The sequence below is a fragment of the Embleya sp. AB8 genome (genome assembly GCF_049739465.1).
Lineage (GTDB): Bacteria > Actinomycetota > Actinomycetes > Streptomycetales > Streptomycetaceae > Embleya.
This window is the reverse complement of the sequence record NZ_JBMHHY010000025.1, coordinates 146588-160891: the sequence shown is the minus strand read 5'-3', so window position 1 is coordinate 160891 and position 14304 is coordinate 146588. Positions and strand designations below refer to the sequence as shown.

At 71.4% G+C, this 14304-nt stretch carries 14 protein-coding genes; 9 read left to right on the top strand and 5 right to left on the bottom strand.

The window, feature by feature from the left end:
- Positions 1-474 precede the first annotated feature (474 nt).
- A complete protein-coding gene (locus ABIA38_RS33155) occupies positions 475-2598 on the top strand; it encodes a phosphocholine-specific phospholipase C (protein ID WP_424642601.1) in 2124 nt (707 codons plus the stop codon).
- Positions 2599-2896: 298 nt separating this feature from the next.
- On the opposite strand, the gene snpA is transcribed toward ABIA38_RS33155, so the two are convergent.
- Positions 2897-3577, bottom strand: a complete 681-nt coding sequence (gene snpA / locus ABIA38_RS33150) for a snapalysin (RefSeq protein WP_424642600.1) — start codon at positions 3575-3577, stop codon at positions 2897-2899.
- A 97-nt stretch (positions 3578-3674) separates the two neighbouring features.
- Entirely contained in the window at positions 3675-5312 is a 1638-nt protein-coding gene (locus ABIA38_RS33145; RefSeq protein ID WP_424642599.1) for a hypothetical protein, read from the bottom strand.
- Positions 5313-5499: 187 nt separating this feature from the next.
- On the opposite strand from ABIA38_RS33145, the gene ABIA38_RS33140 reads away from it, so the two are divergent.
- The 3 genes from ABIA38_RS33140 (at position 5500) to ABIA38_RS33130 (ending at position 7711) form a co-directional block, all read left to right on the top strand.
- Positions 5500-6303: a helix-turn-helix transcriptional regulator gene (locus ABIA38_RS33140; RefSeq protein ID WP_424642598.1), complete on the top strand. Its 804-nt coding sequence runs from the start codon at positions 5500-5502 to the stop codon at positions 6301-6303.
- Between the two features lie 47 nt (positions 6304-6350).
- Positions 6351-6824 carry a DUF3291 domain-containing protein gene (locus ABIA38_RS33135; RefSeq protein WP_424642597.1) on the top strand — a complete coding sequence of 158 codons (474 nt, stop codon included), beginning with the start codon at positions 6351-6353 and terminating at the stop codon, positions 6822-6824.
- 272 nt (positions 6825-7096) lie between these two features.
- The gene (locus tag ABIA38_RS33130) at positions 7097-7711 is read left to right on the top strand and encodes a cysteine hydrolase family protein (protein WP_424642596.1); all 615 of its coding nucleotides are present in this window, start codon (positions 7097-7099) and stop codon (positions 7709-7711) included.
- Here ABIA38_RS33130 and ABIA38_RS33125 read toward each other — a convergent pair.
- Complete coding sequence (locus tag ABIA38_RS33125; protein ID WP_424642595.1) at positions 7689-8552, bottom strand: M23 family metallopeptidase; 864 nt, start codon at positions 8550-8552, stop codon at positions 7689-7691. The two genes, ABIA38_RS33130 and ABIA38_RS33125, sit on opposite strands and share 23 nt — an antisense overlap.
- 217 nt (positions 8553-8769) lie before the next feature.
- On the opposite strand from ABIA38_RS33125, the gene ABIA38_RS33120 reads away from it, so the two are divergent.
- The 5 genes from ABIA38_RS33120 (at position 8770) to ABIA38_RS33100 (ending at position 12315) form a co-directional block, all read left to right on the top strand.
- Positions 8770-9312 carry a DUF3995 domain-containing protein gene (locus ABIA38_RS33120; protein ID WP_424642594.1) on the top strand — a complete coding sequence of 181 codons (543 nt, stop codon included), beginning with the start codon at positions 8770-8772 and terminating at the stop codon, positions 9310-9312.
- The gene (locus ABIA38_RS33115) at positions 9309-9854 is read left to right on the top strand and encodes an RNA polymerase sigma factor (protein WP_424642593.1); all 546 of its coding nucleotides are present in this window, start codon (positions 9309-9311) and stop codon (positions 9852-9854) included. The genes ABIA38_RS33120 and ABIA38_RS33115 overlap by 4 nt, the downstream gene beginning before the upstream one ends.
- Positions 9851-10420 carry a hypothetical protein gene (locus tag ABIA38_RS33110; RefSeq protein ID WP_424642592.1) on the top strand — a complete coding sequence of 190 codons (570 nt, stop codon included), beginning with the start codon at positions 9851-9853 and terminating at the stop codon, positions 10418-10420. The genes ABIA38_RS33115 and ABIA38_RS33110 overlap by 4 nt, the downstream gene beginning before the upstream one ends.
- Before the next feature lie 234 nt (positions 10421-10654).
- Positions 10655-11815, top strand: coding sequence for an MFS transporter (locus tag ABIA38_RS33105; protein ID WP_424642591.1), 1161 nt, complete (start codon positions 10655-10657; stop codon positions 11813-11815).
- 95 nt (positions 11816-11910) lie between these two features.
- Positions 11911-12315: a RidA family protein gene (locus ABIA38_RS33100; RefSeq protein WP_424642590.1), complete on the top strand. Its 405-nt coding sequence runs from the start codon at positions 11911-11913 to the stop codon at positions 12313-12315.
- A gap of 112 nt (positions 12316-12427) precedes the next feature.
- On the opposite strand, the gene ABIA38_RS33095 is transcribed toward ABIA38_RS33100, so the two are convergent.
- Both ABIA38_RS33095 and ABIA38_RS33090 read right to left on the bottom strand, forming a co-directional pair.
- Positions 12428-12928 (bottom strand): GNAT family N-acetyltransferase, encoded by a 501-nt coding sequence (locus ABIA38_RS33095; protein WP_424642589.1) that lies wholly within the window; start codon positions 12926-12928, stop codon positions 12428-12430.
- 193 nt (positions 12929-13121) lie between these two features.
- A complete protein-coding gene (locus tag ABIA38_RS33090) occupies positions 13122-14225 on the bottom strand; it encodes a TerD family protein (protein WP_424642588.1) in 1104 nt (367 codons plus the stop codon).
- Positions 14226-14304 lie beyond the last annotated feature (79 nt).

Below are 14304 nucleotides of genomic sequence, written 5' to 3'. Positions count from 1 at the left end.
GTTTGAGGCGAAACAGTCCGGCTGGCGCCTGAGGCCAAATAGCCCCGCCGGCGTTTGAGGCGAAGAGCCCGGCCGGCGCTTGAGGCCACTCAGCCTCGCCGGCGTTTGAGGCGAAACAGTCCGGCTGGCGCCTGAGGCCAAATAGCCCCGCCGGCGTTTGAGGCGAAGAGCCCGGCCGGCGCTTGAGGCCACTCAGCCCCGCCAGCGTTTGAGGCGAAACAGCCCGGCCGGCGCTTGAGGCCACCCAGCCCCGCCGGCACTTGAGGCGAAGACCACTCAGCCCGCCGGCACATGAGGCACCGCGCCAGCCGATGTTTGCCTGCCCGTCACCCACGATCCGCTCCCCGGTAGGCACCGAGGCGATGAACTGCCTGAGCCGTACGTACGCCGCCGTCGACTCGTCCTCGGCCGACGCCCGTCCGGCCCCGCGCGCATCCGCGCTTCTCCGCACCTTCGCCTCCGAAAGGGCTTTTCGTGTCGGCCTCCCCCCAGCCTCCCTCCGGCGTATCCCGCCGCCGCCTGTTCCAGCTCGGCGCGGGCGGCGCGGGTCTTGCCGTCGCCGGCTCGCTGCTGCCGCCGTCGGTCCAGCAGGCGCTCGCCGCCCCGCCCCGACGCGGCGGGTTGAAGGCGATCAAGCACGTCGTCGTACTGGTGCAGGAGAACAGGTCGTTCGACCACTACTACGGCACGCTGCGCGGCGTCCGGGGCTTCGGCGACCGCAACGCGATCCGGCTGCGCGACGGGGGCAGCGTGTTCGAGCAGCCGGGCGGCCCCGCCGGCCACGTACTGCCGTTCCCGGTGCGCAAGGCCGCGCAGGACGCGTCGAAGGACCTCCAGTACATCGGCGCGCTCGACCACAGCTGGGACGGTGGGCACAAGGCCTGGAACGACGGCTGGTACGACGGCTGGATCGGCGCCAAGTCGCCCGCCACGATGGCCTACTACGACCGTACCGACCTGCCGTTCCACTACGAGCTGGCGGACACGTTCACGATCTGCGACGCGTACCACTGCGCGCTTCCGTCCTCGACCTCGCCGAACCGGAACTACCTGGTCAGCGGCTACACCGGCTACGAGCCCGGGAGCAGTACGCGACGCGCGATCGACAACGCGGCCTACTCCGAGGACACTCACGCCGGCTACTCGTGGAGTACGTACGCCGAGCAGCTGCAGCGCGCGGGCCGGTCCTGGAAGGTCTACCAGGAGTGGGACAACTACCAGGACAACAACCTGGAGTTCTACGTCTCGTTCAAGCAGGTCGCCCGCCGGGCGCTGGCCTCGGTCGGCGACTTCAAGAGCCTGGACTCGTTCTACGGCAAGCTGGGCGGGCTGCCGGCGGCCGAACAGAACGCGCTGTTGGCCAAGTTGGCGCAGGGCGTGGCCGGGCTCTCGCCCGCCGACCGGCAGCTGTACGACCGCGGGCTGCACCGCGGCCGGCCACACTCGCTGGCCGAGACGCTGCGCGCGGACATCGCGGCGGGCACCCTGCCCGAGGTCTCCTACCTGGTGCCCTCGGCGGCCGACTCCGAACACCCCAGCGCCTCGTCCCCGGCCGCCAGCGCGACGATCACCTACCAGGTGCTCGACGCGATCGCGAGCAACCGGGACATCTGGGACTCGACCGTCGTACTCCTCACGTTCGACGAGAACGACGGCTTCTTCGACCACGTGCCGGCGCCCGCGCCGCCGGAGGAGGTCAGGGACGAGTACTACAACGGGCTGCCGATCGGTTTCGGGGCGCGTGTGCCGATGATGATCGTGTCGCCGTGGACGGTGGGCGGCTACGTCTCGTCCGAGACCTTCGACCACACCTCGGTGACCCGGTTCCTGGAGACCTGGACCGGTGTGCGCGCGCCCGACATCAGCGCGTGGCGGCGGACCGTGTCCGGGGACCTGACCGGCGTGTTCGACTTCGACCGGGCACGCCGCTCGCACGTGCCGCCGCGGCCGGCGCCGGCCCCCGCGTTCACCTCGCGCTGGCGGCCCGCGCCGCCGGCGAACCAGAAGTTGCCGGAACCCGAGCGTGGTCGCCGCCCGGCCCGCCCGCTGCCGTACCAGCCCGACGCCTCGGCCCGGCTGGACGCCACGAACCGCACGCTGACGCTCGACCTCGCCAACGGCGGGCAGTCCAGCGTGCACCTGCAACTGTTCCCGTACTCGGGGGACTTGGCCAAGCCGAAGCACTACGACGTGCAGGGCAAACGCTCGGACACGATCACCCTCAAGGGCGACCGCTACGACCTGACGCTGATCGGCCCGAACGGTTTCCGCCGCGAGTTCGCCGGCTCGCTTGTTGCGGCCGGCGGTGCCCAGGTCACCTCGCGGGTGCGCGGCACCGGCCGGGTCCTCGACCTCGAACTGGTCAACCACGGCAAGCAGTCGGTGACCTTCAAGCTCACCCCCAACGCCTACGGCGTGGGCTGCGCCGACCGCGAGCGCACGATCACCCTGAAGCCGGGCCGGGATCGCACGGTGCACTGGTCCACGGGGTCGGCGGACGGCTGGTACGACGTGACCGTGACGTTGGAGGGCACCGACGGCTTCACCCGACGGCTGGCCGGCCACATCGAGAACGGCCGGGAGAGCGTAAGCGGCTGACCGTCACGGTGGGGGGCCGGCGCCGTCCGCCCCCACACCACACCACACCGCCACGCCACCCCACCGCACCGCACCGCCGGCCGCACGACCGCGACGACCGCGACGACCGCGCGCACGTCCCGGCGCCCTTCCCCGCGCCGGGACGTGCGCGGCGGTGCGAGTCGACGCGTCGAGCCACCGGACCCGACCCGGGGCGTGTCTTCAAGCCCTCGGCCCCCACGACGACTCGGGTGTCGCCGTGGGGGCCGAGGTCTCATCCGCAGCGGGGGGGTCGCTGCGGTCGGGTCGGCGTTCGGGGTCAGCGAACCGTCGTGAGCACCGGCGCCTGTTCGGTGACGCTCTCCAGGCCGTTGGCCCACAGCGAGTCGACCTGGGCGCGTTCGTTGGCGTCGGGCTGGGTGTTGGTGCAGGACGGGCCGGGGCCGCCGCCGGACATCAGTTCGCTGCACGGGCCGGAGTAGTCGTCCGGCAGACCGAGTACGTGGCCGGTCTCGTGCGCGGCGACCCGGACCGAGTAGTACTCCTGGTTCTGCGCGTGGTCGAGGAAGATGGTGCCCTTCCCGTGGCCGTCGGTCTGGGCGTAGGAGCCCTGCGGGTCGTCGCCCTCGGTGTAGGAGAAGTCCGCACCGCCGCCGGTGCTCGGGGCCAACTGCACGTTGGTCACCGCGCTGTTCCAGATCTGCGCGCTCTGGGCTATCTCGGAGGCGTAGGTCGGCGCCCCGCTGGCGTCGTAGGTGATGGTCACGCTCAACAGGCCGGGGTGGGCGGCCTGCTTGGCCTTGACCGACTTCAACACGGCCTCGAAGAACGCCTTGTTCCCGGCCTGCTTGGCGGCCGAGCCGGCGTAGTACGACGTCGCGTGGTGGCCGACGACGGAGTGGTGCGCGGAGGCGGCCGAGGCCGTGGCGGGCACCGCGACCATCGTGGCGGCCAGGCCGAGGCCGAGCACGGCCGAGAACACGGTCTTGCTGCGATTCATGTGGGGACTCCATTCGAGCCGGCGTTCCCCGGCCACCGGCGGGGGGCGCCGGGGGACGTACCGGGGAACTTCGGTCAGCCGAGTGTGTCCCCGCTTGTCACCGGCGGGGATGATGCCAGTGGGTGATAGCTCCATCCGATCCAGGCCCCCAACAGGCCTGTTCACCCACACCACCACCCGCTCCGGAGGGTCCCGACACCCCACCCGCCTCCACCACCGCGACACCCACCCGCGCCACCATCACGCCGACCGGCAACGCCGGATTGCCGGCCGCGGCCTCCGCCACCTGCCAGTCCTCGTCCGCAAGCAGCTCGACCAGCACCGCCGGCGGCATGGCCGGATGCCCGGCGGCGATCCGCCGTTCCTTGGGTTGCGCCAGGCAGGCGAGCAGGGCCAGCGCGGTCGCGTTGCGATGCCGGGCGATCGCCCGAAGCGCCTTGCGTACCGGAGGTTGACGCCGACTCAGGTCCACCAGCAGCGCCGCCGACGCGTCCAAATTCGCCGCCACCGCGGCAGCCACGCGCGCACCGTGCCGGTCGACCAGGTCGCGCAGTCGGGCCTCGTCCAGCCCGGGATGCGCTGCGACGGCCGCGACCACCTTGGCATCCGGGTCGGCGGCCAACGCATCGCGGATCGGGGCGGGCAGATCCCGACGACCGGCCACGAACATCCGCACCGCCGCATTCGCCGACCGGGCCAGTTCCGCGATCTCGGCCGCCGAGGCGACGACGATGCGCGGCAGCGGGGCCGGGCCGAGTCTGGTGGTGGCGGCCAACCGCGAGAGTACGTCGAGTGGTACGCGCGGGTTGCCCGCGAGTGCCTGCCGTACCGCCGGATCGGGGTCGGCGGCCAGTGCGCGACACAGGTCGTCGGCCAGTGCGGGATTCGCCGCCAGGACGATCCGCACCCACAGCGTCGGATCCTCGACGAGCCGCTCGGCCGCCGCTGGCAACAGATCGGCCCGGCCCGCGAGTTCGCTCCGCAGCAAGATGCCCGGATGGTCGACGAGCCCGGCGGCGGCCTCGGCCGGGGTGGCCGGGTTGCCCAGGGCGTGCAGCTGTATCTGCTCGACGGTGGACTCGTGTGCTCCGCTACAGGCCGCCCCCGGGGGTAGGTCACAGTCCGGGCGCGGACAGTTGGGATGGTGGACGAACGGGGTCGGCTCGCGATCGCACACCAGGCAGCGCCGCGCCGGTACCGGTCCGCCGCCGACGAGCAACGCGGCCAGGACGGCGGGCGGCGTGGCCCGATTGGTCGCGACGGCGCAGCGTACCTCGGCATGGGGATGCTCGGCGAGGCGCGCAGCGACCTCCGGTGTCCTGGTCCAGTACGCGAGTTCGACGACGACCGACACGTCCGGGTCGGCGGCGAGCGTGGCCACCGCGTCGGGCGGCAGGTCGTGGCAGGCGGCGAGCTTCTCCCGCCGGGCGACGATCGGATCGGCGGCGAACCGGTGCACCCAGGCGGGGCGGCCGACCCCCTGATCCAGCAGCGCGAGCGCGGCGTCGGGCTGTGTCTCGGGATCCACGTCGGCGGCGGCCAACCGTCCCGCGTAGACCAGTTGCACAGCACTCGACGGGCAGCGCGCGGCCAGGATCCGCGCCTGCTCCGGATCGAGGTCCGCCCGCCCGGCGAGGGCCTGCGCGAGGTCCTCGCCGGCGACCGCGATCAACCGATCGACCCACTCGGCCGGCAGCGCCGGATTGCCGGCCATCCCGTGCAATACATGATTCACCGGCCCCATCCTGCCCGGCTGGGGGATGGTGGGGCGGGTGAATTTCGTCGGCCGGGCGCGTTGGTTCGGGTCGGGAGGTTCGTGGTCGGGGGGGCGTGGTCGGGGGGTCCGTGGCCAAGGGGTCGTAATCGGGGGGCGTGGTCGGGCGGTTCGTGGTCGGGGGTTTTGGGTCGCCTACACTCCGGTTGTGTTCGAGCATGGTTTTCCTCCGCCCGGTGATGATGCGCTCGATGCGGTCGGGGTGCTGGGTGATCCGGTGCGGCGGGCGTTGTATCGGTACGTGGTGGCGGCCGAGGGGGCCGTCGGGCGGGCTGCCGCGGCGGACGCGGTGGGGATTCAGCGGACGCTGGCGGCCTTTCATTTGGACAAGCTGGTCGAGGCGCGGTTGCTGGACGTCGAGTTCGCCCGGCCGGCGGGCAAGGGTGGGCCGGGGGCCGGGCGGCCGGCCAAGTTGTACCGGCGCAGTGCGGTCGAGACGAGCGTGAGTCTGCCGCCGCGCGCGTACGACACGGCCGGGCAGATTCTCGCGGACGCGGTCGAGCGGGTCGGGGCGCATCGAGCCGTGCACGCGGCGGCCTACGACACCGGGCGCGCGGCCGGGCGGGCGCTCGGCGCGGAGCCGGCGGCAAATGTGCGGGATCGGGTGATCGAGGCGCTGACGGCGCGTGGGTACGAACCGGTCGACGAACCGGTCGGCGAGCAGGTCGACGAGCAGGTCGGCGAACTGGTCGACCGGCAGGTTGAGAAACAGGTTGAGGAACAGGTTGAGGAGCACGGCCAGGAACCGGCGGGCGAGGTCGGTGAGCCGTCCCGGATTCTGCTTCGGAACTGCCCGTTCCATCAGTTGGCCGAGGACTTTCCGCCGCTGGTGTGTGGGATGAATCTGGCGCTGTTGGAGGGACTGCTCGACGGCGCGGGGGTGCACGACTATCGAGCCAGGCTCGATTCGGTGCCGGGGCGGTGCTGTGTGGTGGTCGAACCCAATCTCTAAAAACAATATTCGTTGACATACCCTGCGGGACCTGGTGAGGTGATCCCATGCCCTCGACACATCACATCGCCCAGTTCAACGTCGCCCGCATGCTCGTCCCGCTGGAGGAGCCCGCCATGGCCGATTTCGTCGCCGGCCTCGATCCCGTCAACGAACTCGCCGACCGCACGCCCGGATTCGTCTGGCGGCTGAAGGGCGAGGACGAGGGCGCCGCCAAGACGACCGACATCCGCCCGTACGACCCGGACATGATCGTGACCATGTCGGTGTGGGAAACCCCCGAGCAGCTCTGGGAGTTCGTCTACCGCAGCGGCCACCTGGAATACCTGCGCCGCCGCCAGGACTGGTTCGCGCACACCGCCGAGATCGCCCAGGTCCTGTGGTGGCTCCCGGCCGGCCACATCCCCAGCGTCGCCGAGGGCCGGCAGCGCCTCGACCACCTGCGCGAACACGGCCCGACGGCATACGCCTTCACCTTCCGCACCCGCTTCCCGGCACCGACGGGGGCCGAGGTCGCCTGACGCGCCGACACCCCGTGCTCAATCGGTAGCTGATGCTCACACCCACACCCACACCCGCGCCCGCGCCCGCGCCCACACTCATGCCCATGCCCACACTCATGCTCCGAGCACAACTCGTGGTTGTGCTTCCCTGGGGATCGGTTGTTTGATCCCGGGATCCGCCGCCGAGTACGGTCCGTCGGGCAACGCGGGGTTGTTCGGGACCGCGTTTCGATGCCGATGCCGATGCCGAGCCGAAGCCGGACCCCAGCACCCGCAAGGAGCACCCGCCCATGACCATCGCCCTGCTCGTCCTTGACCTCCAGCCCGCGATCCTGGCGGCGCTGCCCGAAGGCGCGGACCGCGAGGCGCTGCCGGCCCGGATCGCCGGTGCCGTCGCCGACGTTCGCGCGCACGGCGGCACCATCGTGCACGTCCGGGTCGGCTTCACCGAGGACGACTGGGCGGCGATCCCGGCCGCCAACACGTCCTTCGCGGCGATCGCCCGGCTGCGCCTGCTGCCCGACCCGGATCCGGCCACGGCCCACCACGCGCTACTGGCCCCCGAGCCCGGCGACATCAGCGTACGCAAGACCCGCCACGGCGCGATGTCCACCACCGATCTCGACCGCCGACTGCGCGATCGCGGCATCACCACGCTCGTCGTCGCCGGGCTCAGCACCGGCGGCGCCGTACTGTCCACCGTGCTCGACGCGGCCGACCGCGACTACCGGCTCTACGTACTCTCCGACGCGGTCGCCGACCCCGACGCCGAGGCGCACGACGTACTGCTCCGCCGCGTACTCCCGTCCCGAGCCCAGCTGATCGACACCACCGAACTGCGCGCTCTCCTCGAAGCCGAGCCGACGAAGGACCGCGACGGGATCACGACGCACCGGGCCGGCTGAGCGTGTCGGCGACGGTGAACTGCTCGCCGTTCGCCGGCACGCCGATCCCGCGCCAGGTGAACGGGAGTCCCCGGGCCCGCTCCGGGTCGGCGTGGTCCATCAGTTGGAAGTGCACGTGCGGCTCGGTGGAGTTGCCCGAGTTGCCGCACTGCCCCAACAGCTCGCCCACGCCCACCCGTTCGCCCTCCCGTACGGTGATCGAGGCGCGCCGCAGGTGCGCGTACAGGGCATACACCCCCTCGCCCAGGTCGAGGATCACGTGGTTCCCCACCAGCCGAGCGGCGCCCGCCATGTCCCGCAGGGCACCCTCGAAGATCAGATAGGTCAGCGCCGGGTACGAGTTGCGGCTGAGATGGTCGCGTTGGCCGTCGACCACCCGGACCACCGTGGCGTCCGCCACCGCGACCACCGAAGCGCCGAATCCCGGGAACGCCTCGGCGCGGCGCACCACCGGCCACCAGCCGAACCGCGGCCGGGGCCGCCCCTCCACCGGCTCGCCGACGATGTCGATCGCGTACGCCTGCCCGTAGGCACGCGTGCCGTGGCTGGGCACCTTGTCCGCCGGGCTGTTCAACGCCCGCCACCGCCCGAACACCGGCGCCTCGACCTCGACCGGGGCCCCGGTGGTAGCCGGATCACCGCTCGCCGTCGACCGGTTTGCCGACCGGTTCACGGACCGGTTCACGGACCGGTTCGCTACGATTTGCACGAGCATCGCCAGGCCCAGCGGCAGCCAGCTCCACAGCCAGGAGTAGCCGAAGTACAGCCCGCCGATCAGGACCGCGAAGAACGCGACCCAGCAGGCCCGGTAGGCGGTCTTGCCGATCTTCTGGTTGAGCATGGCGGGGGCTCCCCGAGTCGAGTCGCGCGGTGTCGGTCGGATCCGAAGTCTCGATACTTCGAATCTCGATACTTCGAAGTTACGTAATTACGTACGTTCTTGCAAGCCGGAACCGGCGGGCCGGATGTGCGCGGCGTCACACGGAACGTTTCCGATATCGGCGTCCTCTTCCCACCGACCCGCCGACAACTCGTCGGCCCGGAATCGGGAGTCCGCCGTGAGAACCACCGCCGGAACCACCACCGTCGACGTCACGACCGTCGGCACCGCCACCACCACGGTCGCCCGTCGGCGTGCCGGTATCGCGGTAGCCGCCCTGCTCGCCGCCGACGGGCTCGCCCACGCGTTCTGGGCCACCGGCGCGACGTGGCCCGCCACCGACACCGGGGCCCTGTCGCGCGGACTGCTCAACGCCGATGTCCCGTTCACCCCACGCGTACTGCTCCCGCTGTGCGCGCTGCTCACCACCGCAGCCGTCGGCGTGTACGCGCACAGCCGAGGGCGCGGCGGCCGGATCACCGCGCTCGCCACCGCGGCGGTCGCCACCGGCCTGGCGGTACGGGGCACGGTGGGCCTGGTCTGGGCGCTGGGCATCGGAGCCGACCCGGGGGAGCCGTTCTACCGGCTCAACCTCGGCCTCTACACGCCGATTTGCCTCGGCTTCGGCTACGTCGCCGCGCGGCTCGCGGCAAGCGGAGCGCGGCGCCCGACGGCGGGCCGACGGCTCCGGACGTGGACGACCCGGGTCATCGGGAGATGATCACCACCGTGCCGGATCACGCCACCGAAGACCGCAGCGCCGAGCGACGCAGCCGAGGCATCGCCCTCGCCCGCGCCGCCCGCCGCGGCGACACCCTCGCGATGAGCGATCTGCTCGACCACCTGATCCCCTACGTCACGAGCATCTGCGGCCCGATCGCCCTGGACGCCCGCCAGGACGCGGTCCAGGAAACCCTCGTCGTGGTCTTCCGCGCGCTGCGCACCCTGGACGAACCGGAGGCGCTGTACGGCTGGGTCCGCGCCATCGCGGCGCGCGAGGCGGTCCGGATCGCCCGCCGGGCAGCCCGCGAGACCCCCACCGAATGGGCCGAACCGCCCGCCCCCGGGGATCCGCAGCTCGCCGCCGACATCGACGACGTACTGGCCAGGCTGTCTCCCGAGCATCGCGCCGTACTGGTCCTGCGCGACGTCGAGGGCCTGGACGAGCAGACCGCCGCCGACCTGCTCGGCGTACCCGAAGGCACCGTCAAGTCCCGGCTGCATCGCGCCCGGGCGGGATTCCGAAGGATGTGGACGGCATGACCGAGCCACTCGACCATGGGCCGAGCGAGGCCATCGAGGCGATCGGGGCGGTGGAGGCGGTGGAGGCGATCGGCCCGAGCGAGGCCGTCGGCGCGATCGACGCGGTCGGCCCGATCGACGCGGTCGACGCGGTCGGCCGGCTGTACGCGCTGACCGCCGGCATCCCCGGCGCCCGGGTCGTGGAGACGGTCCTCCCGACGCCGTTCGCCGCGGTCTGGGCGGTGATGGGCGACCTGGAGGCGGGCTTCGGCCGCTTCCAGCCGGACATGCGCCACGTGCGGGTGACCCGACGCGACGGCGACCGGATCGAGGCGTACGCGCGCAGCCGCTACGGGATGCGGGCCCGCTTCGACGGCATCCTGCGGCCGGGGTGGTGCTGGCTGCAGAGCAGGTTCGTGATCATCGGGATGGCCGCAACACCGGTGGGGGAGAGCGGAACCCGGGTGGCCCTGACCGGCGGTGTCCGGGTACCGGGGCGAGCCGCCATCGTGCCGGTCGGAGCGAGGCGCGAGTTGCGCCGCTCCCTGGTCCGGCTGCACGAGGCGGTGGATTTGCATTCTGGATGATCTCTATCCAGGATAGCTCCATCAGGTGCACCCCTCCCGCCGGGGAGGGGTGTTCTACGGATCGAATTCTGGATGTCTACTATCTTGAATACGCAAATCCCTCACCCACAGTCCCAACCCAAGCCCCGACCCAAGCCCAAGCCCAAACCCCGGCCCCGAACCCCGGCCCCACCACCTCCCCCGACGCCCCCGACACCCCCGTCCCCGCCTCCACCATCGCCACCACCTCAATCCATGACGCGAGCCTGGCTCGCGGTGGCCGCCGTCGCGCTCGGGATCTTCTCCCTCATGACGTCCGAGCTGCTGCCCGTCGGCCTGCTCACCCCCGTCGGCGACACGCTGGACGTCGCCGAAGGCACCGCCGGCCTGATGGTCACCGCGCCCGGGATCGTGGCCGCGTTCGCCGCACCGGTGATCGCCGTCACCGCCGACCGGCTGGATCGCCGGATCCTGCTCGCCGCCCTGATCGCCCTGGTCGGCGTCGCCAACCTGGCCGCCGCCGGCGCGCCGAACTTCGCCGTACTGCTGATCGCGCGCGTCCTGGTCGGCGTGGGCGTCGGCGGCTTCTGGGCGATCGCGGGCGGCCTGGCGCTGCGCCTGGTACCACCCGAGCGGGTCGCCCGGGCCACCGCCGTCGTCTTCGGCGGCGTCTCGGCCGCCTCCGTACTGGGCGTCCCGGCGGGCACCCTGATGGGCGAACTCACCGGGTGGCGTCCGGCGTTCGCGGCCGTGGGCATACTCGGCGCGGTGGCCCTGGTGGCCCTGGTAGTCCTGCTTCCCCCGCTGCCTGCCGCGCCGTCGGCCCGACCGATGACGTTCCTCGACCTGTCCCGCCTCTGCCGCGACAACCGAGGCGTACGCACCGGCCTGGCCCTCACGTTCCTCCTGATCACCGGCCACTTCGTCGCGTACACCTTCGTCCGCCCCATCCTGCGCGACGTGGCCGGCGTCGACGACGCGCTGATCGGCGTACTGCTCCTCGGCTACGGATTGGCAGGCGTGGCGGGCAACTTCGCGGCGGGCACCCGAGCCTCCCGCGACGCTCGCCGCACGCTGCTCACGATCACCGCGACGTTGACCGCCGTACTGACCCTGCTCGCCGTCCTGAACGACGTACCGGCGGCCGGCATCGTGCTGTTGCTCGTGTGGGGCGTGGCCTACGGCGGGGTACCGGTGAGCCTCCAAACCTGGATGCTCACCGCCGCCCCGCAGGCCACCGAAGCGGCAACGTCCCTGTTCGTCGCGGTATTCAACCTGTCCATCGCACTCGGCGCCCTCCTCGGCGCCCTCGCGGTCGACGGCCTGAGCACGGCCGCCGCACTGTGGGTGGCCGCCGCGCTCACCCTCCTCACGGCCCTGACCGCGGGCGCCGCCCGCCGCCCGACCGGCCACTGACCATCACCACGCAGCCGCGCAGCAGCACAACCCCAGCCGCGCACCCACACAACCCGTATATGCGAAGCACCACACCTGGGAGAAGAGAACAAACCATGAGCCGCTCGATCACCATCACCAACCCCGCCGACCTGCACAACCCGGTCGCCTTCGGCTACAGCCACATCGTCGACGCGCCGGCCCCCGACCTGGTCTTCATCGCCGGCCAATACGGCTCCGACCCCACCGGCGCAGTCGACTCCTCGGACTTCGCGGCCCAGGTCGAACGCTCCTTCGCCAACCTGGGCACCGCCCTGGCGGCGGCCGGTCTGGGCTTCCGGGACGTGGCCCGACTGGGCACCTACATCGTCGACCACGACCACGCCAGGCTCGAAGCCCTGCTCGCGGTGATCAACCGAATCTGGGGCAACGAGCCCCCCGCCCAGACCCTGCTCGGCGTGGCTGCCCTCGCCCTCCCCGACATGCTCTTCGAGGTGGACGCGGTAGCAATCCGCCCGTAGCCGGTACACCCGGGCCGCCCCGCCCCGCCCCGCCTCGCCCGCACGTGCAACCGAGTCCAATTGGACTCACTCGGACACGAGGTACGGGGCGGCCTGTGCCGTTCCGGGCCGATCACAAAGGCGCCCGTCGATACACCAGCAACTCGACACGGCCGATCCGCCAGTCCTGCTCGGGCCGCCGCCGATAACCACGCCGCTCGTACAACCGATGCGCAGCAGCCATATCGGGTTCGGTCGACAACACAACCGCGGCAAGCCCCTCGTCCCGGATCCGCCGCTCGCAGGCATCCATCAGCAACGCGGCCACCCCCCGACCCCGGACATCCTCGTCCACCGCGAGCATCCGCACCTCGCCCTCGCCGTCCCGAGCGATATTCGCAAACCGCGTGCCGGGCAGGGCGACCATCACGGTGCCGACAACCTGCCCGTCGACAACCGCCACGAACGTCACACCATGCTCGATCCGCGCCACGCCATCCAGCAGCACCGCGGAATACCTCTCACCCGCCCACCCACCGGCCCGATAGACCCGCTCGGTCAATATGCCAACGGCCTCGGCATCCACCAGCCGGGCAACCCGCACACCGACCGAGGCATCCCCCATCTCCCACATGGCCGATCCCTACCCACACACCCGACCCACACAGCCGGACCGAGTCCAATTGGACTCACGAGGACCCATCGGCAAGGCGAGGTACACCGCCTCGCCCGCGCGCCCGCCCGCGCCGCCCGGCCGGCCGGCCGGGCCCGCCAACCGCCAACCGCCAGCCATCAACCATCAACCATCAACCATCAACCATCAACCATCAACAACTACGCAGGAACGCCGCCCGCGCGATGTCGATCATCTCCTCGACCGTGCTGCCGTCCGCGAACTCGCCGAGCGCGGTCATCCGCCAGGCCGCTCCGTCCCGGATCAGCGCACACATCAGCACCCCGGTCCGCGGTTCGGTCTCGGACAGTTCGTAGCGCACGAGTTCGGCATCGGTGGCGCCGTCGACCAGTCGGCAGTATGCGTTCTTGACGGCGGTGAACTTCTGGCCGCTGTAGGAGTTGATCGTGAACACGATCCCCCGATACTCAGGGGCGAGCAGATCCAGCGTCACGCTGATCCGCTCGTCGTCACCACCACCGTCACCGGTCAGGTTGTCCCCGGAGTGGCTGATCCAGCCCCCGCCGCCACTCAGACAGCGATACCAAATGGTGTCCAGAACCTCACCATTCGCATCGAACGCGACGCACGACGAATCCAGATCGATCGAGGCCCCGGCCTCGGCCGGATCCCATCCGAGTCCCAACACGACCCGGCTCAACGCCGGAGCAGCGGTCTTCACCAGGGACACGGACCCGCCCTTGACCAGGCTCACCCGCCCCCCGTCCAGATTCACCACCGGCGGCGCGGCATCCGACGGGCCGCCGACGTCCACCCCGAAGTCGGTGGCAATCCCGGCCAACCCACTCGCGTACCCCTGGCCCACCGCCCGGACCTTCCACCCGGCCCCTCGGCGATACAGCTCCAACAACACCAGCGCCGTCTCCACACCGAGTCCGCTCGGCGCGTACGAAACCAGCACCGCATCCGTCCCGACATCACGCACGGCCGCCTCGACCGCCCCGACCCGTCCGAAGTCCGCCGCCCCCGAGCCGTCCAGGCTCAGCACGACGACAACCTTCTCCACGTCGGCCGGCACTGCCGCCGTATCCACCCCGACCCGCCGCGCCTCGGCATCGACCCAAACCCCAGGCCCACGCGGCGCGTTGTAGAACACGAAGTCCGCATCCCCCCGAACCCGGCCATCGGCCCCGACCAGCAGCGCCGACACATCGACGGCCCCCGCACAGGCAACCGTGACCACGACGGCCCCGGCGGCAAGCGCCGAGTTCCCACCACTCACCAACACCACGGACACGAACTCACCCTCCACCCCAACCCACCCAACCGAAACGACACCTGCAACCCCACCACAGCATGCCGCCCCACCCCTGCCC